General features: G+C 70.8%; 21 protein-coding genes. 13 read left to right on the plus strand and 8 right to left on the minus strand.

Going from position 1 to position 20,497, the window contains the following annotated elements:
* Nucleotides 1-25 precede the first annotated feature (25 nt).
* Both ACZ561_RS16060 and ACZ561_RS16065 read right to left on the minus strand, forming a co-directional pair.
* Nucleotides 26-658 carry a DUF4328 domain-containing protein gene (locus tag ACZ561_RS16060; RefSeq protein ID WP_470994891.1) on the minus strand — a complete coding sequence of 211 codons (633 nt, stop codon included), beginning with the start codon at nt 656-658 and terminating at the stop codon, nt 26-28.
* A 95-nt stretch (nt 659-753) separates the two neighbouring features.
* Nucleotides 754-2,364, minus strand: coding sequence for a beta-N-acetylhexosaminidase (locus tag ACZ561_RS16065; RefSeq protein WP_470994894.1), 1,611 nt, complete (start codon nt 2,362-2,364; stop codon nt 754-756).
* A 215-nt stretch (nt 2,365-2,579) separates the two neighbouring features.
* Here ACZ561_RS16065 and ACZ561_RS16070 point away from each other — a divergent pair, with 215 nt between their 5' ends.
* The 7 genes from ACZ561_RS16070 (at nt 2,580) to ACZ561_RS16100 (ending at nt 7,682) form a co-directional block, all read left to right on the plus strand.
* Nucleotides 2,580-3,095 (plus strand): 2-oxo-4-hydroxy-4-carboxy-5-ureidoimidazoline decarboxylase, encoded by a 516-nt coding sequence (locus ACZ561_RS16070; RefSeq protein ID WP_470995871.1) that lies wholly within the window; start codon nt 2,580-2,582, stop codon nt 3,093-3,095.
* A gap of 192 nt (nt 3,096-3,287) precedes the next feature.
* Nucleotides 3,288-3,668, plus strand: a complete 381-nt coding sequence (gene sdhC / locus ACZ561_RS16075; RefSeq protein ID WP_352191932.1) for a succinate dehydrogenase, cytochrome b556 subunit — start codon at nt 3,288-3,290, stop codon at nt 3,666-3,668.
* A gap of 8 nt (nt 3,669-3,676) precedes the next feature.
* Nucleotides 3,677-4,153, plus strand: a complete 477-nt coding sequence (locus ACZ561_RS16080; RefSeq protein ID WP_329116889.1) for a succinate dehydrogenase hydrophobic membrane anchor subunit — start codon at nt 3,677-3,679, stop codon at nt 4,151-4,153.
* A 22-nt stretch (nt 4,154-4,175) separates the two neighbouring features.
* Entirely contained in the window at nt 4,176-5,930 is a 1,755-nt protein-coding gene (sdhA, locus tag ACZ561_RS16085; protein ID WP_470994897.1) for a succinate dehydrogenase flavoprotein subunit, read from the plus strand.
* On the plus strand, nt 5,930-6,688 hold the full coding sequence (locus ACZ561_RS16090) for a succinate dehydrogenase iron-sulfur subunit (RefSeq protein ID WP_329116894.1): 759 nt from the start codon (nt 5,930-5,932) through the stop codon (nt 6,686-6,688). Before sdhA ends, ACZ561_RS16090 begins: the two co-directional genes overlap by 1 nt.
* A gap of 96 nt (nt 6,689-6,784) precedes the next feature.
* The gene (locus ACZ561_RS16095) at nt 6,785-7,303 is read left to right on the plus strand and encodes a hypothetical protein (RefSeq protein ID WP_470994900.1); all 519 of its coding nucleotides are present in this window, start codon (nt 6,785-6,787) and stop codon (nt 7,301-7,303) included.
* A 133-nt stretch (nt 7,304-7,436) separates the two neighbouring features.
* A complete protein-coding gene (locus ACZ561_RS16100; protein ID WP_470994902.1) occupies nt 7,437-7,682 on the plus strand; it encodes a hypothetical protein in 246 nt (81 codons plus the stop codon).
* On the opposite strand, the gene ACZ561_RS16105 is transcribed toward ACZ561_RS16100, so the two are convergent.
* Nucleotides 7,627-8,172: a MarR family winged helix-turn-helix transcriptional regulator gene (locus ACZ561_RS16105; RefSeq protein ID WP_470994905.1), complete on the minus strand. Its 546-nt coding sequence runs from the start codon at nt 8,170-8,172 to the stop codon at nt 7,627-7,629. The two genes, ACZ561_RS16100 and ACZ561_RS16105, sit on opposite strands and share 56 nt — an antisense overlap.
* 86 nt (nt 8,173-8,258) lie before the next feature.
* On the opposite strand from ACZ561_RS16105, the gene ACZ561_RS16110 reads away from it, so the two are divergent.
* Together ACZ561_RS16110 and ACZ561_RS16115 are read left to right on the plus strand one after the other, a co-directional pair.
* Nucleotides 8,259-9,491 (plus strand): MFS transporter, encoded by a 1,233-nt coding sequence (locus ACZ561_RS16110; RefSeq protein ID WP_470994908.1) that lies wholly within the window; start codon nt 8,259-8,261, stop codon nt 9,489-9,491.
* Nucleotides 9,492-9,570: 79 nt separating this feature from the next.
* On the plus strand, nt 9,571-12,087 hold the full coding sequence (locus ACZ561_RS16115) for a DUF4132 domain-containing protein (RefSeq protein ID WP_470994911.1): 2,517 nt from the start codon (nt 9,571-9,573) through the stop codon (nt 12,085-12,087).
* Here the strand turns inward: ACZ561_RS16115 and ACZ561_RS16120 are convergent.
* A complete protein-coding gene (locus ACZ561_RS16120) occupies nt 12,059-12,844 on the minus strand; it encodes an alpha/beta fold hydrolase (RefSeq protein WP_470995874.1) in 786 nt (261 codons plus the stop codon). The genes ACZ561_RS16115 and ACZ561_RS16120 overlap by 29 nt on opposite strands.
* A gap of 137 nt (nt 12,845-12,981) precedes the next feature.
* Here ACZ561_RS16120 and ACZ561_RS16125 point away from each other — a divergent pair, with 137 nt between their 5' ends.
* Genes ACZ561_RS16125 through ACZ561_RS16135 form a run of 3 tightly spaced genes read left to right on the plus strand, consistent with a single transcriptional unit; the run spans nt 12,982 to nt 14,679 of the window.
* Nucleotides 12,982-13,437, plus strand: coding sequence for a hypothetical protein (locus ACZ561_RS16125; protein ID WP_376435940.1), 456 nt, complete (start codon nt 12,982-12,984; stop codon nt 13,435-13,437).
* 7 nt (nt 13,438-13,444) lie between these two features.
* A complete protein-coding gene (locus tag ACZ561_RS16130) occupies nt 13,445-13,870 on the plus strand; it encodes a thiol-disulfide oxidoreductase DCC family protein (RefSeq protein ID WP_470994915.1) in 426 nt (141 codons plus the stop codon).
* Between the two features lie 11 nt (nt 13,871-13,881).
* A complete protein-coding gene (locus ACZ561_RS16135; protein WP_470994918.1) occupies nt 13,882-14,679 on the plus strand; it encodes a TetR/AcrR family transcriptional regulator in 798 nt (265 codons plus the stop codon).
* A gap of 65 nt (nt 14,680-14,744) precedes the next feature.
* Here ACZ561_RS16135 and ACZ561_RS16140 read toward each other — a convergent pair whose 3' ends face one another.
* From ACZ561_RS16140 to ACZ561_RS16150, 3 genes are all read right to left on the minus strand, one after another.
* Nucleotides 14,745-16,301, minus strand: a complete 1,557-nt coding sequence (locus ACZ561_RS16140; protein WP_470994921.1) for an ABC transporter substrate-binding protein — start codon at nt 16,299-16,301, stop codon at nt 14,745-14,747.
* Nucleotides 16,302-16,497: 196 nt separating this feature from the next.
* Nucleotides 16,498-17,958: a metallophosphoesterase gene (locus ACZ561_RS16145; RefSeq protein ID WP_470994923.1), complete on the minus strand. Its 1,461-nt coding sequence runs from the start codon at nt 17,956-17,958 to the stop codon at nt 16,498-16,500.
* 12 nt (nt 17,959-17,970) lie between these two features.
* The gene (locus ACZ561_RS16150; RefSeq protein ID WP_376435952.1) at nt 17,971-18,210 is read right to left on the minus strand and encodes an SCO4848 family membrane protein; all 240 of its coding nucleotides are present in this window, start codon (nt 18,208-18,210) and stop codon (nt 17,971-17,973) included.
* 118 nt (nt 18,211-18,328) lie between these two features.
* Here ACZ561_RS16150 and ACZ561_RS16155 point away from each other — a divergent pair, with 118 nt between their 5' ends.
* Nucleotides 18,329-19,600 (plus strand): D-alanyl-D-alanine carboxypeptidase family protein, encoded by a 1,272-nt coding sequence (locus ACZ561_RS16155; protein WP_470994927.1) that lies wholly within the window; start codon nt 18,329-18,331, stop codon nt 19,598-19,600.
* Here ACZ561_RS16155 and ACZ561_RS16160 read toward each other — a convergent pair.
* Nucleotides 19,518-20,444 carry a YihY/virulence factor BrkB family protein gene (locus ACZ561_RS16160; protein WP_470994930.1) on the minus strand — a complete coding sequence of 309 codons (927 nt, stop codon included), beginning with the start codon at nt 20,442-20,444 and terminating at the stop codon, nt 19,518-19,520. The two genes, ACZ561_RS16155 and ACZ561_RS16160, sit on opposite strands and share 83 nt — an antisense overlap.
* Between the last annotated feature and the right edge of the window lie 53 nt (nt 20,445-20,497).

Consider the following 20,497-nt stretch of genomic DNA (forward strand, 5'->3'; position numbering starts at 1 on the left):
TACTGCGCCGCTTGGCGCGATTACGTCACTGCGCGGCCGGAATCATGCCAGTGGCCTTGCGGTGTTGCATAGAGGTCAAACGCCGGACAAAGAGGATCGCGAGGACGGCGGCGACGATGTCGAGGGCTGCCCACGCCATGAGCAGCCGGGCCCCGGCCGCGAACTCGGCGGCCTGGTCGGCGTCGTCGTACACCGCGCTCGCGAACATCCCGAGGAGCACGGAGAGGATCCAGAGCGTCCACCACCAGTTGAGCAGGGTGAGCGGCTCCTCCTTGCCGTCGCCGTACGGGTCCCGGCGGCTCGCCCGCCACGTGCCGGCCGCGACGGTCCGCGGCCACCAGAAGTTGGCGATCGGCACGAACCAGGCGCCGATGGCCCAGCCGGGGCCGCCCCGGTGGAGGTCGGGAGCGAAGACCCCGGCGTTCCGCCTGACCCGGAAGAACCAGATGATGAAGACGACCTGGGTCGGCAGCGACAGCAAAGCCTGGACCCACGTCGTGGCATCGACGCCCAGGTGAGTGAAGCCCGTCGCGTCCGGACCGTCGGCCATCAGCAGCCACACCTGAAGTGCCGAAAGGATGAGGAACACGTCCGACAGGACCATCGCCGCGAGCAGCGCCACGACGGCGTACGACAGACCAACGGGATTGCGGAGCATGACGGAGCGGACCCCCCACCGGCGAACGACGCCCCTCCCCGAGGCGCCGGGGCAGCCGGACGGCTGCCGCGCTGCGGGAGCGTACCCCCGCCGGATCAGCCCACCTTCGTCGCCAGCGCCCTGAACTGCTCCCAGCTCATCGTCGGCTTCCGCTCGTCCCACAGCTTCTGCGCCGTCGCCGTCAGCGGCATCCGGATCCCGTCCGCCACCTGCGCCTGCGTCTGCGACCGGGACAGGTCGCACCAGACGGCGAACCGGCCGCCCAGGATCTGGGGTCCGTACCGCGCCGGGACGGGGGTCGTGCCGCGCAGCACGAGCGGGGTCCACTGCTCGTAGATCCGGCGGCCGGTGGGGTACGTGAACTGGTTCGGCTCGCCGAGGACGTAGTACAGGAACTCGTCGTTGAGGTTCACGACCTTGCGGCCCTCGGCCAGATACTCCGTGGGCGGCCGGGCGCCGATCTCCTTGCCGGTCCAGTACTCGACCTCGATGTCCTTGTCGGCGGTGACGACCCCGCCCCGGAAGAAGCCGTCGTTCCAGGCCTTCGGCGTCTGCTTCGCGGCGCGCACCACGGCTGCGCGGTCGTTCATCCAGCCCTCGGTCAGGTCCTGGACGCCGGCGCCCGGGCCGTACTTCTCCCGGGCCGCGCTCGCCAGCTGCGGGTAGGAGGCGGCGGGGTCGCTGACGGTCAGCGCCTGGTACTCGTCGGCCCCGATATGGAACCACCGGCCGCCGAACAGCGCCGTGTACTCGCGCAGCAGGTCGTCGATGAGCTCCGCCGACTCCGGCTTGGAGATGTCGATCGCGCCCTGCCGCGGCACGCCCTGCACATTGCGCAGCTGGAGCTGCGGGTAGGCGCGCAGTACGGCGCCGAGGTGTCCGGGCGAGTCGATCTCGCCGAAGACGTCGATGTGCAGGCGTTCGCCGAGGGCCAGGATGCGCTTCACCTCCACCGTCGTCAGGTGCGGATCGGTGACGATCTCGGGGTGCGAGGTGGACTCGATGCGGAACGCCTGGTCGTCGGAGAAGTGCAGACCGAGCTGGTTGAGCTTGAGGTCGGCCATCTCCCGCATCCGGGCTTCGATCCACTCCGCGGTGAAGTGCTTGCGGGCGATGTCCAGGTTGAGGCCGCGCTGGGGCTTGGCCGGCGCGTCGGTGACGACGCCCTCGGGCATCGCGCCGGAGCCCTTCACCGACTGCTTGAGGGTCCGGGTTCCGTAGAAGACACCCGCCTGGTCGGGGCCGGCTATCCGGACCCGGTCGTCGCGGGTGGTGAGCGTGTACGACTCGGGGGCGCCCTTCCCGCCGAGCGCCAGCTCGACGTCGCCCGCGCGGGCGGCGACGGCACCCCGGTACGCGATCTTGAGCTCCCCCGCGAGCAGCCGCCCCTCGTCGGCGAGCCCCTCGCTGCCCTGGGCGATGACGACGCCGGCCTCGGGCGTGGGGCGCCAGCCCGGGCCGCGGGCCGCCTCGTGGTCGCGGACGGCCGGGACGGTGAGCGGGGCGGTGGAGAGCGGGTACGTCCGGGTGGGCGTGGGGCTCGGCTCCGGCGCCGCGCTGGTCACGGACGTCGGCGTTCCGGCTCCGGACGTGGGTCCGCCGGGGCCGGAGGACGAGCCGTCGGAACAGGCCGTCACGGTGACCAGTGCCACCGCGGCCGCGAGGAGTGTGGGGCCCACCTGGGGCCCTCGTATGGCGTACCGCATCACTGGGAATCCTCCCTCAGGGAGTGAGGTAGGGCCATTCGGGGGCGGGCGGCGACGCCGAAACGTCACGCGTACGTTCCGAAACTCTCCCTTCCGGGTGAAAATCGCGCATCCGTCGGACAGTTCCCCCTGCCCGTCGATAACGTTGCGTCACACCCACCCCACCTTTCCCGGAGTCCACGCTGACCAGCGACACCCGTGCCTCTTCCCGGAACCTGGGCTCCGCCGCCACTGCCGCGATACCTGCCCAGCACGCCAGCCCCCGCCACCTCGCCGGTCTCAGGCGCTTCAACGTGGCCCCGGCCGCAGCCGCCCAGGAGCTGCTCCTCTCCTGCTGCCACAGCCGCCGCTGGGCCGAACGGGTGACCGCGCACCGCCCGTACCCCACCCTCGACGCGCTGCTCGCCGCCGCGGACGAGGCCGGTTACGACCTGTCCGCCGCCGATCTCGACGAGGCGCTGGCCGCCGAGTGCTCCGCCGCGCCGCACCCCGACGCCCCGCCCGCGGCGCACACCGCCCTGCGGGCCGCGCACGCCGCGTACGAGAGCAGGTTCGGGCACGCCTTCGTGATCAGCCTCGACGGCGTTCGCCCCGGTGAGCGCCTCGACCAGGTCCTCGCCGGCATCCGGTCACGGCTCGGCAACGAACCGGAGGAGGAGCGGGTGATCGCCGCCGACGAGCTCCGCCGGCTCGCCCGCTCCCGCCTCACATGCGGAATCGCCGCCTCGTGATTCCGTCCGGAATACGGCGATTCCGGCCCAGGCGATAGTCCGTCCGTGCATCTTTGATCACACCTATGGACCCCGCGCGAGCGAACCGACAAGTCGTCGCTACGATGACCGGGGCCGGTGGACCGTACCCGGCCGGGTCAGACCGACACTGAAGCCGGCCGACCCTGATCCCCGCTCCCGGAGGGTTTTTCCGTGCCGGCTGGAACGCTGTACCGCGGCCGGGAAGGAATGTGGTCCTGGGTGGCTCATCGAGTCACCGGCGTCCTCATCTTCTTCTTCCTGTTCGTACACGTGCTGGACACCGCTCTCGTCCGCGTCTCCCCCGAGGCGTACGACGACGTGGTCGCCACGTACAAGACGCCGATCGTCGCACTCCTCGAGTACGGCCTGGTCGCCGCCATTCTCTTCCACGCGCTGAACGGCCTCCGGGTCATCGCCGTGGACTTCTGGTCCAAGGGCCCGCGCTACCAGAAGCAGATGCTCTGGACCGTCGTGGGCATCTGGGTCGTGCTGATGGCGGGCTCCATCTACCCCGTCCTCGGCCACGCCGCACGTGAACTGTTCGGGAGCTGACGCCAGACATGTCTGCTGACACCACTTCCGCGATCGGTCCCGTCGAGGGCGCGGCCCACTACGACGTGGACAACCCGGCCCCGTACATCGAGGCCCCCCGCAAGCGCACCGGCAAGACGCCGCGGGCGACCCGAGGCAACTTCGAGATGGCCGCGTGGCTCTTCATGCGCCTCTCGGGCATCGTCCTCGTCGTCCTGGTCCTCGGCCACCTGCTGATCCAGCTCTTCCTCGACGGCGGCGTCTCCAAGATCGGCTTCGCCTTCGTGGCCGGCCGCTGGGCGTCCCCGTTCTGGCAGGTCTGGGACCTGCTGATGCTCTGGCTCGCCATGCTGCACGGCGCCAACGGCCTCCGCACGGTCATCAACGACTACGCGGAGCGGGCGAACACGCGCCTGTGGCTCAAGGGCCTGCTGTACACCGCCACGGTGTTCACCATCCTTCTGGGCACGCTGGTGATCTTCACCTTCGACCCGAACATCCGCTAGGCACGGGGCTGAGGTAAACGTCATGAAGATCCACAAGTACGACACCGTCATCGTCGGCGCCGGCGGCGCCGGCATGCGCGCCGCCATCGAGGCGACGAAGCGCAGCCGCACCGCCGTGCTGACCAAGCTCTACCCCACCCGCTCCCACACGGGCGCCGCGCAAGGCGGCATGGCCGCCGCGCTGGCCAACGTGGAGGAGGACAACTGGGAGTGGCACACCTTCGACACGGTCAAGGGTGGTGACTACCTGGTCGACCAGGACGCCGCCGAGATCCTGGCGAAGGAGGCCATCGACGCCGTCCTCGACCTGGAGAAGATGGGTCTGCCGTTCAACCGGACCCCGAACGGCACCATCGACCAGCGCCGCTTCGGCGGTCACTCCCGCAACCACGGCGAGGCGCCGGTCCGCCGGTCCTGCTACGCCGCGGACCGCACCGGCCACATGATCCTCCAGACGCTGTACCAGAACTGCGTCAAGGAGGGCGTGGAGTTCTTCAACGAGTTCTACGTCCTGGACCAGCTCATCGTCGAGGTCGACGGCGTCAAGAAGTCCGCCGGTGTGGTCGCGTACGAGCTCGCCACCGGTGAGATCCACATCTTCCAGGCCAAGGCCGTGATCTACGCCTCCGGCGGCACGGGCAAGTTCTTCAAGGTGACCTCCAACGCGCACACGCTGACGGGTGACGGCCAGGCGGCCTGCTACCGGCGCGGTCTGCCGCTGGAGGACATGGAGTTCTTCCAGTTCCACCCGACGGGCATCTGGCGCATGGGCATCCTGCTGACGGAGGGCGCCCGTGGTGAGGGCGGCATCCTCCGCAACAAGGACGGCGAGCGCTTCATGGAGAAGTACGCGCCGGTCATGAAGGACCTCGCGTCCCGTGACGTCGTCTCGCGCTCCATCTACACGGAGATCCGCGAGGGCCGCGGCTGCGGTCCCGAGGGCGACCACGTCTACCTGGACCTGACGCACCTTCCGCCGGAGCAGCTCGACGCCAAGCTCCCGGACATCACCGAGTTCGCCCGTACGTACCTCGGCATCGAGCCGTACACGGACCCGATCCCGATCCAGCCCACCGCGCACTACGCCATGGGCGGCATCCCGACCAACGTCGAGGGTGAGGTCCTGGCGGACAACACCACCGTCGTCCCGGGCCTGTACGCGGCCGGCGAGGTCGCCTGCGTGTCGGTGCACGGCGCCAACCGTCTGGGCACCAACTCGCTGCTCGACATCAACGTCTTCGGCAAGCGCTCCGGCATCGCCGCCGCCGAGTACTCCGCCAAGCACGACTACGTCGAGCTCCCGGAGAACCCGGAGTCCCTGGTCGTCTCGCAGATCGAGAAGCTGCGCAACTCCACGGGCAACGAGCGGGTGGCCGACATCCGTCGTGAGCTCCAGGAGACGATGGACGCCAACGTGATGGTGTTCCGCACCGAGCAGACGATCAAGACGGCCGTCGAGAAGATCGCCGAGCTGCGCGAGCGCTACGAGAACGTGTCCATCCAGGACAAGGGCAAGCGCTTCAACACGGACCTCCTCGAGGCGATCGAGCTGGGCAACCTGCTCGAGCTGGCCGAGGTCATGGCCGTCTCGGCCCTGGCGCGCAAGGAGTCCCGCGGCGGTCACTACCGCGAGGACTACCCGAACCGCGACGACGTCAACTTCATGCGCCACACCATGGCGTACCGCGAGGTCGGCGAGGACGGCTCCGAGACCGTCCGTCTCGACTACAAGCCGGTCGTCCAGACCCGCTACCAGCCGATGGAGCGTAAGTACTGATGGCTACCCCCGTACTGGACAAGGTCGAGGCGGAGTCCGCCGCCTCCCCGTACATCACGATCACGATGCGCATCCGCCGCTTCAACCCCGAGGTGTCGGACGCGTCGGTCTGGGAGGACTTCCAGATCGAGATCGACCCGAAGGAGCGTGTGCTCGACGCCCTCCACAAGATCAAGTGGGACGTCGACGGCACGCTGACCTTCCGTCGCTCGTGCGCGCACGGCATCTGCGGCTCGGACGCGATGCGGATCAACGGCAAGAACAGGCTCGCCTGCAAGACGCTGATCAAGGACATCAACCCCGAGAAGCCGATCACCGTCGAGGCCATCAAGGGCCTCACGGTGATGAAGGACCTCGTGGTCGACATGGAGCCCTTCTTCCAGGCGTACCGGGACGTCATGCCGTTCCTGGTCACCAAGGGCAACGAGCCGACGCGCGAGCGTCTGCAGTCGGCCGAGGACCGCGAGCGCTTCGACGACACCACCAAGTGCATCCTGTGCGCCGCGTGCACGTCGTCCTGCCCGGTCTTCTGGAACGACGGCCAGTACTTCGGTCCGGCCGCGATCGTCAACGCGCACCGCTTCATCTTCGACTCGCGTGACGAGGCGGGCGAGCAGCGCCTGGAGATCCTGAACGACAAGGACGGCGTGTGGCGTTGCCGCACGACGTTCAACTGCACGGACGCCTGCCCGCGTGGCATCGAGGTCACGAAGGCGATCCAGGAAGTGAAGCGTGCGCTGATCACGCGTCGCTTCTGACACCTGGTCACTGCGGGGAAGCCCGCTTCTGTACGCTCAGCGTGCAGAAGCGGGCTTTTTCGTCAGCGGGCTTTTCACAACGGAGGACGGGGAGAGATGAGCGAGCCGAACCCCTACAAGGACAGCGGCGAGTACCAGTGGGGTCCCGACCAGCAGGCGGGGGCGCCCGGTTACGGGTATCCGCAGCCGGTTCCGGGGCAGCAGTACCAGCCGACGCTGCCGGGCGTTCCGGTGCCGCCGCAGCACGCGCCGGCGGTGCACGGCGGTGGAGGTGCGCCGGTGCTGAGCCTCGGCGACATCACGGTCGTCGGGGACCAGATCATCACTCCGGCCGGTGCGATGCCCCTCAAGGGCGCGGTGTGGAACGCGATGGACATGTCGCGGACCGAGGAGAAGATGCCCACGGTCGCGATCGTGCTGGCCGTCATCTTCTTCATCTTCTGTCTGCTGGGCCTGCTGTTCCTGCTGATGAAGGAGAAGACGACCACCGGCTTCATCCAGGTCACGGTGACCAGCGGCGGCCGGCACCACGCCACGATGATCCCCGCGACCGGCCCTGACACCATGCACCGGGTGATGGCGCAGCTCAACTACGCGCGCTCGCTGAGCATGTAGGGGTCGACTCGGGCAGTGGCACGCCGCTGCCCGGCGTCAGGGGCCGGGGAGGGGATCCCTTCCGGGTCGGGTCGGGGGCCGGCCAGGGTCGCCCCCGATGGGCCGGACGATCATCCGGCCGGATTCTTGATCCATGACGAACTCACGGATCAGCACGTCGGGTTGGGCGATGACGGCGGCGGCCGGGGCCGCCCTCGTCGGCGTCCTCGCAGCGACCGTACCGGCCACGGCGGCGACCCCGGGCTCCCGCGCCGGGGCATCGGCGGCGCCCCTGGCCGTGGACCAGGAGGTGGCCCGGGTCATCCGGATCGCGCAGGCCGGCTTCAAGGGATACGAGGAGCATCCGAAGAGCCGTCCGGTGCCTCTGCCGCAACCATGACGCGGCGGAGCAGGTCGTTGAGGACGGTGCGCTCGTCCTCGTCGAGGACGCCGAGGAGGCGGTACTCCTCGTGACCGAGGACGTCCATCGCGCCGAGCCAGGTCTCACGGCCCGAGGCGGTGAGTTCGACGACGACGCGGCGGCGGTCGGTCGTGGACTGGGTGCGGCGGACGAAGCCGCGCTTCTCCAGGGCGTCGAGGCGGCCGGTGACCGAGGCGGGGGCGAGGTCGAGATCCTGGGCCAGTTCGGAGGGTGCGGCGCTGCCGCCGCGGCCTGCGAGCTTGTGGAGGGTGTCGAACTCGTACCGCTCCAGGTCGAAGTCCACGAGGGACTGTTCGCGCACCCGCCGCAGGTGGACGGAGAGCTTTTTCATCCGGGTGACCGCGCCCTCCACGACCGGGTCGAGGCCGGGCAGCACCGGCTGCCACTGGGCCACATGCTCGTCGGTCCAGTCCCGCTGCGTCGGCCCCGAGGGCTCGGTCGACTCCATGGGTCGATCGTACGTCGCCCTCCAGATCCCTTCGACACCAAATATTTCGTTGACGAATTATTCGCTACCGAAATACTGTCGTGGTCATGCCCACCGTCCCTTCCGACACCGCACCCGTGTCCGTGCCCGCACCCGTCCCCCACCCGCTGCGCACCCGCTCCTTCCGACTGCTCTTCGCCGGCCGCGCCCTGTCCCTCCTCGGCGACGCCGCCATCCCGGCCGCCCTCGCCATCGCCGTCTGGGACGCCACCGGCTCGTCCTCCGCGCTCGCGCTCGTCCTGGCCTGCGCGATGGTCCCCAAGCTGCTCCTGCTGCCGGTGGGCGGAGTCGTCGGCGATCGCTTCAACGCCCGTACGGTCGCCCTGACGACCGATCTCGTCCGCTGCGCGACCCAACTCCTCGTCGGCGCCCAGCTGCTGAGCGGTGAGCCTTCCCTCTGGGTCATCGCCGGCGCCGAGGTCCTCGGCGGCGCGGCCGGCGCGTTCTCGATGCCGACCGGGTCGCCCCTCGTCAAGGGAACCGTGGCCCCGGAAGCGCTTCAACGCGCCAACGCCGCCATGGGCATCGCCCACAGCGCCGGCCGCATCGGAGGGCCGGCCCTCGCCGGCACGCTGATCCTGACGGCGGGCGCCGGGTGGGCGTTCGTCCTGGACGCGGCCACGTTCGCGATCAGCGCCGCACTGCTCCTCGCCGTAAGGGTGGAGCGGGTGCCGATCCCCCGCCGCTCGCTGCGCGCCGACCTCAAGGAGGGCTGGCAGGAGGTCAGGTCCCGCGACTGGTACTGGACCAGCCTCGTCGGCCACGGCGCCTGGAACGGCGCGGCCGCCGTCCTGATGACCCTCGGCCCGTCGATCGCCGTCACCCGGCTCGGCGGCAGCGGGGTGTGGTGGGCGCTCCTCCAGACCGGCGCGGTGGGCCTCCTCCTCGGCTCGCTGCTCGCCCACCGCGTGCGCCCCCGGCGCCCCGTCCTCACGGCGAACCTCGGCCTCGCCACGTACGCCCTGCCGCTGCTCCTGCTGGCCCTGCCCGCGCCCGCGCCGGTGACCATCGCCGCGTACGGGATCGCCCAGGCCGGCCTCGGCTTCCTCTCCCCCGTCTGGGAGACCGCCGTCCAACAGGCGATCCCCGCCCATGCCCTGGCCCGTGTCACCTCCTACGACTGGCTGCTCTCCCTGGCCGCCATGCCGCTCGGCTACGCCCTGGCCCCCCTCGCCGCCTCGGCCTGGGGCCCGGAGGTCCCGCTGATCGCCGCCGCGGTGGTGGTGGGCGGCTGCTGCCTGGGGACGGCACTGGTGCCGGGGGTACGGAAGTTCGGCTGAGGGGGCGGGGTCCGCGGCGCGCCGTCCAGGGCCGTCCCCGCCGTTCCGGATGTCAGTGGCGCCCCGTACCGTCACGGGCATGGTGGGGACGACGAGTCTGGAAGTCAGGCTGTACGAGGCGGGGGTGCGGCAGCGGACCCAGGGGGGCACCGCTGTCCAGGAGCTGCTCCAGGGGCTGTCGCCCGACGAGCTGCGCAGGGCCGCCCTGTGGATCCACCGGAACCAGTGCCGGGCGGGCGCGGACCCGGTCACCGACTGGAGCGTGTCCTGGCTGGCCGGGCGGCCGCTCGGATGGTCGGTGTCCCAGGCGGAGGAGCTGCTCGAACGGCTCGTGGGCGTGATGGCCATGGTCGATCCGATGCAGCTGCTCCAGGAGTACGGTCCGCTGATGCGGCTCCCGTTGGCCGCCGTCCTCGAGGTGGGCGGGTGCGACCGGGCCCTGATGCGGGCCGCCCGCAAGGCCTCCCTGTCGGCCTGGGGCGATCAGGGGGAGGGTTCGGAGAACGCCACGATACGGGAGGCTCTGGACCGGCTGATCGGCCCCGAGGCGCCCGACGCCACCGGGCTGCCGTCGGCGCTTCTGAACGACGAGGACGCCTACGGGCCGCGCATGCGCGCCGAGTACCCGGAGTTGCTCGCGGCGGCCGGCGTGCGGGCGTTCCTGGAGCACTGCGCGGCGCTCGGCACGTCCCGGCCGACCCGGAAGTGGCAGAAGGCCGCCGGGGAGCTGCTCGCTGCGGCGGAGCCCGGCGACGAGCTGGTGCGGGCGCTGCTCGACGGGGTCGCGGTGCAGGCCGAGCACGCGGTGGTCGCGGCGCATCCCATGGGCGTCCACCGCGAGCCGGGCCTCGTCGGCGAGAGCAACGAGGCGGTCGTGCGCGGGGCCCTGTGGGCGGCATCCGGGCTGACCGGCCCCTGGGTGGTGCCCACCGTAGGAGCCGTGGCGCTGAACGCCGGCACGGGCACGGGCGGCTCGGGCGGGATCTGCCGCAGCGCCAAGCTCGCCTCGGCCGGCGTCGCCGTCCTCGGAGCCTGCGAGGGCGAACGGGCCGCCGACGCCGTCCAGTGGCTCGGGCGACTCAAGGGCAAGATACGCAACAGGGCGGTCGCCAAAGCCATCACGAAGGCCCTGGAGGCCGTGGCCGGGCGGGCCGGGCTCACTCCGGGGATGCTGCGGGAGCGCGGGGTGCCGACCCACGGGCTCGACGGGCGGGGGATGCGGGAGGAGGCGCTCGGGGAGTACACCGCCGTGCTCTCCGTGCAGGAGCCCGGCGTGGCCTCGCTGTCGTTCCGGGGGCCCCAGGGCAGGGTGCTGAAGTCGGCGCCGAAGGCGGCCCGGGAAGCGTACGGCGAGCGACTCGCCCCGCTCCGCGTCGCGTTGAAGGAGCTCAGGGCCCTGCTGGCAGTGGAGCGGGCCCGGCTGGAGGACCACCTGGCGGCGGGGACGACCTGGCCGGCGGAGGACTGGGAGCGGTATTACATCGACCACCCGGTCACCGGTTCCGCCGCCCGTGTGCTGCTGTGGGAGGTCGCCCCGGACGCCGGCGAGCGCTGGACGGCGGGTGTGCCGGAGCGGACCGGCGGCGGCTGGGCGCTGGCCGGTGCGGACGGCACGGCGATCCCCGTCTCCCCCGGATCCCGGCTGCGCCTGTGGCATCCGATCCGCGCCGAAGCCGAGGACGTGGCCGAATGGCGGGCCGAGCTGACGGAGCGGGAGCTGCGCCAGCCGTTCAAGCAGGTCTTCCGCGAGGTGTACCCGCTCACCCCGGCCGAGGTGGCGACCGGTTCCCACTCCAACCGTTTCGCCGGGCACATCCTGCGCTACGGCCAGGCGCGCGCCCTGATGGCCGAGCGCGGCTGGACCGGAGGCCACCTGGGGTACTTCGGGGAGGGCGGCTCCTCCGAGATGGTGCGGGACCTGCCGCGCCCCGGTGATCTGCCGGTCGACGAGGGGGTGTTCTGGCGGGCCCGGTTCTTCCTGGAGCCGGGCGACCTGGGCACCTCCGCCGGCGGGGTCGCCGTGCTCTGCTCCACCGACCAGGTCCGCTTCGAGCGCCGCGCGGCCCCGGCCGGGGCGCGAGGCCTCTGGGAGCGGGTGGCACCGGCCGACGTACCGGCGCTCGTACTGTCGGAGGCGCTGCGGGACGTCGATCTGTTCGTGGGGGTGGCGTCCATCGGCGCGGACCCGGACTGGCGGGACCGCGGTGAGGAGCGGGCGTACGACGGGTACTGGGAGAGCTGGTCGTTCGGCGAGCTGACCGCTGCGGCCCGGATCCGCCGCGAGACGCTGGCCCGGCTGCTGCCGCGCACCGGGATCGCCGACCGGACGGAGCTGACGGAGCGGTTCCTGCGGGTCCGGGGCGAGTTGCGCGCGTACCGGATCCATCTGGGCTCGGGGAACGTTCTGATGGAGCCGGAGGACGCCCCGCTGCACATCGAGGCGGACCGCTCTCCGCAGGCCCCGGAGAGGGTGTTCCTGCCGTTCGAGGAGGACGGCGGGATGCTGTCGGTGATCCTCTCGAAGGCGTTCCTGCTCGCCGCCGACGGGGGGATCACCGACCGCACGGTCACTTCACGGATACGTCGGGGGCTCTGACCTCCTCCAGGAAGCCGGCGAGCAGCGCGCTCGTCTCCTCCGGGCGCTCCAGGGCGGGAAGGTGGGCCGCCCACTCCAGTTCGACGTGACGGGCGCCGGGCAGCAGCGTCGCGAGACGGGCCGACATCTCCCGGAAGTCGGGCACGTCGTGGGCACCGGAGACGACCAGGCACGGCATGTCGATCTCGGCCAGCTCCGCCGATGCCACACCGGCGTCGACCGGGCGGAACTCCTCGGGGGCGGCGAGCTGTACGTCGAAGGCGCGCCGCTGCATCACCCGTACCCGCTCCCGCGCCCCGTCGTCGGCCTCCGGGCCGAGCCAGGTGTCGACGTTGAGCGCGACCGCCCCGTCCAGGTCGCCCGCTTCGAGCAGCTCGTCCTCGCGTCGGCCCCAGGCCCGCAGTTCGTCGCTCGGGTTGAAGTCGGGTATGCCGGAGCAGAGCAGCGCGAGCGCGGAGACGCGGCCGGCGTGGCGGACCGCGGTCTCCAGGGCGACCTCGCCACCGAAGGAGGAACCGACGAGGGCGGCGCGTTCGACGCCGAGGGCGTCGAGGAGTTCCACGACGTCGTCGCAGTGGGTGTGCGGGCGGTCGACCGGGGTCTCGCCGAAGCCGCGGAGGTCGCAGCGCACCACGCGGTGCCCGGCGGCGGCCAGCGCCGCGAACTGGGCGTCCCACATCCTCCGATCGCAGACGCCGGAGTGGAGCAGGACAACTGTGGAAGGGCCTTCACCGGCCACGTCATGAGAGAGCATCAGGCGTCACCTTAGGCGCCCGGTCCCCCGATCTCCTACGGGTTTCCCCACCCCCTTCCCGACCCTCCCTTGAACATGTTCAAAAGAGGGTCTACAGTCATGACCGCCAGCTTTTGAACGCGTTCAAGGGAGCGTGGGGCATGGACCTCACTGTCGTCGCGTACATCGTCTATCTGCTGATCAGCGTGGCTCTGACCATCTGGGTCGCCCGCACCCTCAGCCGCAACGGAAGGATCTTCCTCGCCGACGTCCTGCACGGGAACGAGAAGCTCGCCGAAGCCGTGAACCACCTCCTGGTGGTCGGGTTCTACCTCGTCAACTTCGGCTTCGTCGCGCTCTATCTGAGCCAGGACGAGGCCGTGGCCGACGCCCGGTCCCTCTTCGAGGCCCTCTCGGTCAAGCTCGGCGTGGTCCTCCTCGTCCTCGGCGTGATGCACCTCGGCAACGTCTACGTCCTCAACAAGATCCGTCGCCGGGGCGTGATGGAGCGCGAGCAGGTCCCGCCGGTGCCCCCGCAGGGTTGGACCGAACAGTCCGGCCGCGGCGGCCCCTGGGCACCGCCCGCCACCGGTGCGGGCGCCGGCGCCGGAGCGTGAGCCGGCCATGACGACGCCGATCGGACGACCGACCACACCCGTACACCGCCTGACCGTGCTGTACGACGCCGACTGCTCGCTCTGTGTCCACCTGCGGCACTGGCTCCTCCGGCAGCGGCAGCTGGTCCCGCTCGACCTCGTCCCGGCCGCCTCCCACGAGGCCCGGCGCCGCTTCCCGGACCTCGACCACGACTCCACCCTGAGGGAGATCACCGTGATCGGGGACCGGGGGCAGATCTACCGCGCCACCTCCGCCTGGATCGTCTGCCTCTGGGCCCTGGCCGACCACCGGCCCAAGGCCCACTGGCTGTCCACCCCGGCCGGACAGCCCTTCGCCCGGGCGACCGTCCTCGCCGCCGCCAAGTGGCGCGAGGCGATCAAGGGGGCCTCCTGCGAGGACGGGCGCTGCGAAGTACCCGGCCCGCCCGGCTAGGCTCGGGCACTGTGAAGGACGTGAAGGAAGAGAAGCCCGCCGAGCAGGCTGCCGAGCCCGCCCCGCAGCCCGCCAAGGCCGCGAAGAGCGAACAGACCCGCACGCTCATCCTCGAGACCGCGCTCCGGCTCTTCAAGGAGCGCGGCTACGACAAGACGACGATGCGGGCCATCGCCCAGGAGGCCGGGGTCTCCGTCGGCAACGCGTACTACTACTTCGCCTCCAAGGAACACCTCGTCCAGGGCTTCTACGACCGGATCGCCGAGGAGCACCAGACGGCCGTCGAGGGAATCCTCGACAGCGACGAGAAGGACCTCACGGCCCGCATCCGCGGGGTCCTCCTCGGCTGGCTCGACATCGCCGAGCCGTACCACGAGTTCGCCGCCCAGTTCTTCAAGAACGCGGCCGACCCGGACAGTCCGCTCAGCCCCTTCTCCCCCGAGTCGGAGGGCCCGCGCGAGGCGGCCATCGAGGTGCACCGCAGGGTCATCTCCGGTGCCTCCGTCAAGGTCGACCCCGAACTGGCCGAACCGCTCCCGCAGTTGCTCTGGCTCCAGCAGATGGGGCTGGTGCTGTTCTGGGTGTACGACCGCTCCGAGGGCTGCGCCAACAGCCGCCGTCTGGTCGAGCGGCTCGCACCGGTCACCGCCCGGGCGATCTCACTCTCCCGCTTCCGGTTGCTGCGTCCCCTGGTGCGCGAGACGCACGACCTCCTCGCCGACTTCATGCCGACGGCGGCGGGCATGGCGGCCTCGGGCAAGCCCAAGCGGGCGGTCCCGAAGGCGAAGACGCCCAAAGCGAAGGACTGACGCACCGCCCACGCCGAGGCCCCGAGTCGTAGGTCGACTCGGGGCCTCGGCGTGAGAGCGGGAGGTCAGATCCAGCTGAGTTCCCACAGCCGCCAGATGCCGGTGCCGTCGGTCAGGTACTGCGAACCGGCGACGTCCTCCGTGGCCAGGACGTAGTCCTTCTTCTGCCACAGCGGCACCAGGGGCACGTCCGCGGCCACCTCCGCCTGGATGGACTCGAAGTCGCTGGAGGCCGCGCCCCGGTCGCTGTACTGCTGCGTGGCGGAGATCAGCGAGTCGATCTTCCTGCTCGCGAAGCCGTTGTGCATCGCGTTGTCCGACCCGACGAGCGGAGCGGTGAAGCTGTCGGAGTCCGGGAAGTCGGGGAGCCAGCCGACGGGATACGCGTCGTAGTCGCCCTTCACGTACGCCTTCTGGAAGTCCTTCCACTCCGCCTCGACGAGCTTCACCTTGAACAGGCCGGTGGCCTCCAGCTGCCGCTTCAGCTCGGCGGCTTCGGCGCCGTAGGTGGCGTCCTTGCGGTAGCCGATGGTGAAGGAGACCGGGGTCTCGATGTCGGCCTTCTCCAGGAGGCTCGCGGCCTTCTGCTTCGACGGCTCGGGATACCTGTCGTAGAACGCGGTGCTGTGGCCGTTGAAGCCCTGCGGGATGAGCGAGTACAGCGGCTCGACCGTGCCGTGGTAGGCGCCGGTGACGATCGCCGGACGGTCGATGACGGCGGCGACGGCCTGCCGGACCGCCTTCTTCGCCATCGGCGACGGGGACTTCACATTGAAGTAGAGATTGCGGATCTCGGCGGTCTGCGCCTCGGTGATCCGGGCCGAGTCCTTCTCGCTCCCCAGCTTGGAGAGGAACTCCGGGGGCATCTGCCGGTGCGTGACGTCGACCTGCTTGGTGTTCCACGCGGAGGCGAGCTGCTCGGACTCGGTGAAGTACCGGACGACGACCGGGCCGCCGGTCTTGGTGAGCGCGCCCCGGTAGTTCGGGTTCGGCTCCAGACGCGCGCTCTCGCCGGGCTTGTACTCCTTGAGGACGTACGGCCCCGAGCCCACGACCGTGGTGCCCTCGCGCAGCTTCTTGGCCGGGTACTGGGTGCGGTCGACGATCGAGCCGGCGCCCGTCGCCAGCTTCAGCGGGAACGTGGCGTCCCGGCCACTCAGATTGAAGGTGACGATCCGGCCGTCCGCCACGACGTTCTTCAGGGTCGGGAAGAGCGGAGCGGGACCGACGTCCGCGTTGATGCCCAGCATCCGGTCGAAGGAGAACTTGACGTCCTCGGCCGTGACCTTGCGGCCGTCGGCGAAGGTGAGGTCGTCACGGAGCTCGCACCGGTAGGTGGTGAGCCTGGTCCCGAGGAACTTGCAGTTGTCGGCGGCGTCCGGGACGGGCGTGGTGAAGCCCGGCTTGAACGTCAGCAGCGACTGGAAGACATTGCTGTACATCGCCCAGGAACCGGCGTCGTACGCGCCCGCCGGGTCGAGCGAGGTCACCTCGTCGGTGGTGCCGACGGTGATGGGGTCCTTCCGGACGTCGTCGGAGGGAAGAAGCTGCCAGCCCCCCACCCCGGCGGCCACCACAACTCCACAAGTGATGAGGATCCGCAGACGGACCGTCGACCGCATCGCCGTGCTTCCTTTTTTCGTGCCCACCCCTGGCGCGGCGGCGCCCAGCCGTGCCGCGATGGCGCCACCCAATCACACGTATTTCACATGTGGAAGAGTAAACCTTCACACTGCACGCATATGTCCGGGATAGAGGGACTTACGCCCCTGCAACCCGTCCTGTGACGCCCCGGCCACGCCGCTGTCAGGCCTGCTGTCACGCCTGTTTGGAAGCCAGCTCCACGAGGGTGATGTCGGAGGGCGCGCCCACCCGTACGGGGGGTCCCCAGGCACCGGCGCCGCGGGAGACGTAGAGCTGGGTGTCGCCGTACCGCTCCAGACCGGCGACCGTCGGATTGGCGAGGTCGGCGAGGTAGTTGCCGGGCCAGAGCTGGCCGCCGTGGGTGTGGCCGGAGAGCTGGAGGTCGACGCCGTGACGGACGGCGTCGTGGATGACGATCGGCTGGTGCGCGAGCAGGACGGAAGCCTTCGCGCGGTCGCGGTCTCCGAGCGCGGCGGCGAAGTCCGGGCCCTGGCCCTCGCTCTCGCCCGCGACGTCGTCGACCCCGGCGAGGTCGAAGCCGGCGGCGATCTCCACGCGTTCGTTGCGCAGGGGGCGCAGGCCGAGCTCGCGGACGTGGTCGACCCAGGCGTCGGCGCCGGAGAAGTACTCGTGGTTGCCGGTCACGAAGAACGAGCCGTGCCGGGCCCGGAGCCGGGCGAGGGGCTCGGCGGCGGATCCGAGGTTCTCGACGGTCCCGTCGACGAGGTCGCCGACGATGGCGATCAGGTCGGGCTGGGTGGCGTTGATGGTGTCGACGATGCGCTGACTGTGGGCGCGGCCCAGGATCGGACCGAGGTGGATGTCGGAGACGACGGCGATCCGGTAGCCATGGGCGGCGCGCGGCACCTTGGCGAGCGGCACGGTGACCCGCTTGACGCGGGGCCCGCGCAGCACCCCGTACGTCCCGTATCCGACGGTCCCCACCGCGGCCGCGGCAGCGGCCCCGCCGACGACCCGCGACACGAACAGCCGCCGCGACACGGCGGTGGCGCCCGAGGGACCGGTCGCACCGGCGGTACCGGCCGCATCGGTACCGCCGGGGGTCCCGGCCCCGTCCTCCGGCGCGGTGGACACGTCCGTGGCGGCGGGGACCTCGGCCTGCGGTCCGGTCGGCGACGGCTCGGCGTCGACCTCGGTCAGCAGCCCGCCGGCCGGTGCGGGGGCACTCCCGCCCGCCGTGGCGACGGGGCCGCCCGCCGGCTTCCCGACGCGCGATCCGGTGGGCCCGGAGCCCGTGGGTTCCGGCGCGGACGCCGTCCCGTTCCGGCCCTCGCCGGCTGCGGCCGCCCCGGCGTCGCGGCGCTCGAGCCACCGCCGCAGGAGCGGGCGTGCCGCCTCGCCGACCACGAGGGCGAGGGTCACGTAGAGCAGCAGGGCCAGCCAGAGGAAGCCCGGCCAGGACACCACCTGCTGGAGCCAGAACGGGGCTCCGGCCCGACCCGAGGTGAGGGCGGCGAGCGACAGCACGGGCAGGACGAACGCGGCCGCCGTCCCCACGCGCCGTGCCGTGCCCCCCGCGACCGTCACATCACGGACCAGTCGCTTCCACACGTACCAGTGGACCCCGCCCAGCAGGCCGAGGACCACGACCAGCACCAGCATGAAGACGAGCACGCGCCCCAACCCCTATCCGCGCCGCAATGCGCGCACGCCACGCAACCCGATCACGCCGACCACCGTCCCCAGGACAAAGGACGTGATGGCGAGCAGCAGATGAACCCAGAAGTAGGCCGTCGGGTCGCCCGCGTCGTCGAAGGCGAGACCGCTCCCGTCGTTCCACAAGTTCTTGACGAAAGTGATCCAGATGAACCAACTCCACACCCCGAACGCGAGCAGGAACCAGGAGACGGGACGGCTGAGCTTCATAGCCCCAGTATCACCGCCCGTCCCACGGTCTCCACGGCCGGGGCGTCCGGGCGGAGAGCCCGGGGGCGAACCGCCCCGCAGGTGCGGTCCCCTGACGCATACCTGTACGTTTTCGATCGTGTCTGCCTCGAAGAAGACCGCTTGGGCGGTCACTGCTGCCGCACTGCTTCCCCTTGTCTCCGTTTCGCCGGCCCACGCGGACAACAAGGAGGACCAACAGCCCAAGCCCCCCGCTGCCATGGCCTCCGTCGGCGGCAAGCTGCTCGGCCTGCCCGGGACCCAGGTGAAGCTCGGCACGGGCGCCCCGGTGCTTCCCAAGGAGCTGACCGGGCGGTCCTGGATCGTCGCGGACGCGGAGACCGGCGACGTGCTCGCCGCGCACAACTCCCACTGGCCGCTCGCTCCGGCCTCCACGCTCAAGATGCTCTTCGCGGACACCGTCCTGCCGAGGTTCCCGAAGACCACGAACCACACCGTCGACCCCAAGGAGCTCGCCGGAATCGGCTCGGGCTCCAGCCTCGTCGGCGTCAAGGAGAAGCAGACCTACACCGTGCACGACCTCTGGCTCGGTGTCTTCCTTCGCTCCGGCAACGATGCCGTGCGGGTGCTCGCCGAGATGAACGGCGGCATCCCGAAGACCGTGAAGGACATGAACGACCACGCCGCCGAGCTCCAGGCCGTCGACACCCAGGTCGTGTCGCCGGACGGGTACGACGCCCCGGGCCAGGTCTCCTCCGCGTACGACCTCACCCTCATCGCCCGCAGCGGGATGCAGAAGGCCGACTTCCGGGAGTACGCGGCCACGGCCCGCGCCAAGTTCCCCGGCGAGCAGAAGCCGGGCAAGAAGCGCGAGACCTTCGAGATCCAGAACACCAACCGGCTGCTGACCGGCGCGCTCGGCGTCGCGCCGTACCAGGGCATGGCGGGCGTGAAGAACGGCAACACCACGCACGCCGGCTCCACCTTCACCGGCGTTGCGGAGCGCAACGGCAAAGTGCTGCTCGTGACGGTGATGAACCCGTCCTCGAAGGAGCAGCACGCGGTCTACATGGAGACCGCCCGGCTCCTCGACTGGGGCTTCGCGGCGTCCGGGAAGGTGACGCCGGTCGGCCAGCTGGTGCCGCCGAAGTCCGCCCGTACGAACCAGGGAACCGAGAACGACGGTTCCACCCCCGCCCCCGGCAAGAACGCCCCGGGCACGGGTGCCGCCGAGAGCTCGGCGGCCGGAGGGAGGGCCGGCGGCGTCGGGGTCGCCCTCGGCGTGGCCGGCGGCGTCCTCGTCGTGCTCGCGGGCGCGGTCTTCCTCGTCAACCGTCGCTGGCCGCTGCCGGAGCTGGTCGGCCGTCGTCCGAAGCCCCGCGAGGGCGTCGACGACGAGCCGACTCACTAGCCCCGGTCGCGGTCCAGGCCGCGCAGAACAGCAGCAGCTTCGCGGTGAAGTTGATCCAGAGCAGCAGCGCGACCGGGACGCCGAACGCGCCGTACATCGACTTCCCCGCGACTTCCCGCATGTAGCCGCCGATCAGCAGCTTCAGCAGCTCGAAGCCGATCGCTCCGATCACCGCAGCCACCACCAGGCGGCGGCGCGGCGGGTGGACGGCGGGAAGCAGCGTCAGCAGGTACAGCAGGACGAGGAAGCCCGCGACGGCGGCGACGGCGACGGAGGCCACCTGGAGCAGGATTCCGGTGGCTCCTTCGCCGGAGATCCCGACCCGGTCGGCGCTCCAGCCGACGGCGGTGGAACCGAGCCAGGACGCGGCGAGCGAGCAGAGCCCGACTCCTCCGAGTCCCAACAGCACGAGCGCGTCCTTGCCCTTGCGCACGAAGGGGTTGCCCTCGTCCTCGTCGTCGAGCCCCCACACCGCACGCAGACACTCCCGCATCGAGCCGACCCAGCCGATGCCGGTGAAGAGCAGCAGCGCGCCGGCGACGAGGCCGATCGTGCCCGCGTTGTCCACGAGCCCGCCGATGTTGAGCTGGTCGGAGATGCCGGGGACCTGGTCGGAGACCTTGTCCTCGATCTTGTCCAGCTGCTCCTTGCTGAGCAGCGCGGCGCCGATCGCGGCGGCGACGGCGATCAGGGGGAAGAGCGCGAGGAAGCTGATGAAGGTGATGGCGGCGGCGAGCCGGGTCCAGTGGGCGGCGTCGAGGGTCTCGTACGAACGCCAGGCATGGGTCCGCATGAGCCGGGCGACCCAGGGGCCGATGACGGGGAGCTTGGTCAGCCAGTCCATGTCGTTCGCATACCCCTTGATCCACCAGTTGATCGGAATGTGAGCGTCCGGGC

Source organism: Streptomyces sp. NPDC039609, from assembly GCF_055596705.1.

Excerpts from the sequence above, each read along its gene's own strand:
- ACZ561_RS16100 (WP_470994902.1), top strand. The coding sequence starts at position 7,437 with ATGACGAACTCACGGATCAGCACGTCGGGTTGGGCGATGACGGCGGCG.
- ACZ561_RS16105 (WP_470994905.1), bottom strand. The coding sequence starts at position 8,172 with ATGGAGTCGACCGAGCCCTCGGGGCCGACGCAGCGGGACTGGACCGAC.
- ACZ561_RS16060 (WP_470994891.1), bottom strand. The coding sequence starts at position 658 with ATGCTCCGCAATCCCGTTGGTCTGTCGTACGCCGTCGTGGCGCTGCTC.
- sdhA (WP_470994897.1), top strand. The coding sequence starts at position 4,176 with ATGAAGATCCACAAGTACGACACCGTCATCGTCGGCGCCGGCGGCGCC.
- ACZ561_RS16115 (WP_470994911.1), top strand. The coding sequence starts at position 9,571 with ATGGTGGGGACGACGAGTCTGGAAGTCAGGCTGTACGAGGCGGGGGTG.
- ACZ561_RS16090 (WP_329116894.1), top strand. The coding sequence starts at position 5,930 with ATGGCTACCCCCGTACTGGACAAGGTCGAGGCGGAGTCCGCCGCCTCC.
- ACZ561_RS16095 (WP_470994900.1), top strand. The coding sequence starts at position 6,785 with ATGAGCGAGCCGAACCCCTACAAGGACAGCGGCGAGTACCAGTGGGGT.
- ACZ561_RS16150 (WP_376435952.1), bottom strand. The coding sequence starts at position 18,210 with ATGAAGCTCAGCCGTCCCGTCTCCTGGTTCCTGCTCGCGTTCGGGGTG.
- ACZ561_RS16080 (WP_329116889.1), top strand. The coding sequence starts at position 3,677 with ATGTCTGCTGACACCACTTCCGCGATCGGTCCCGTCGAGGGCGCGGCC.
- ACZ561_RS16130 (WP_470994915.1), top strand. The coding sequence starts at position 13,445 with ATGACGACGCCGATCGGACGACCGACCACACCCGTACACCGCCTGACC.
- ACZ561_RS16160 (WP_470994930.1), bottom strand. The coding sequence starts at position 20,444 with ATGGACTGGCTGACCAAGCTCCCCGTCATCGGCCCCTGGGTCGCCCGG.
- ACZ561_RS16065 (WP_470994894.1), bottom strand. The coding sequence starts at position 2,364 with ATGCGGTACGCCATACGAGGGCCCCAGGTGGGCCCCACACTCCTCGCG.
- ACZ561_RS16110 (WP_470994908.1), top strand. The coding sequence starts at position 8,259 with ATGCCCACCGTCCCTTCCGACACCGCACCCGTGTCCGTGCCCGCACCC.
- ACZ561_RS16140 (WP_470994921.1), bottom strand. The coding sequence starts at position 16,301 with ATGCGGTCGACGGTCCGTCTGCGGATCCTCATCACTTGTGGAGTTGTG.
- ACZ561_RS16125 (WP_376435940.1), top strand. The coding sequence starts at position 12,982 with ATGGACCTCACTGTCGTCGCGTACATCGTCTATCTGCTGATCAGCGTG.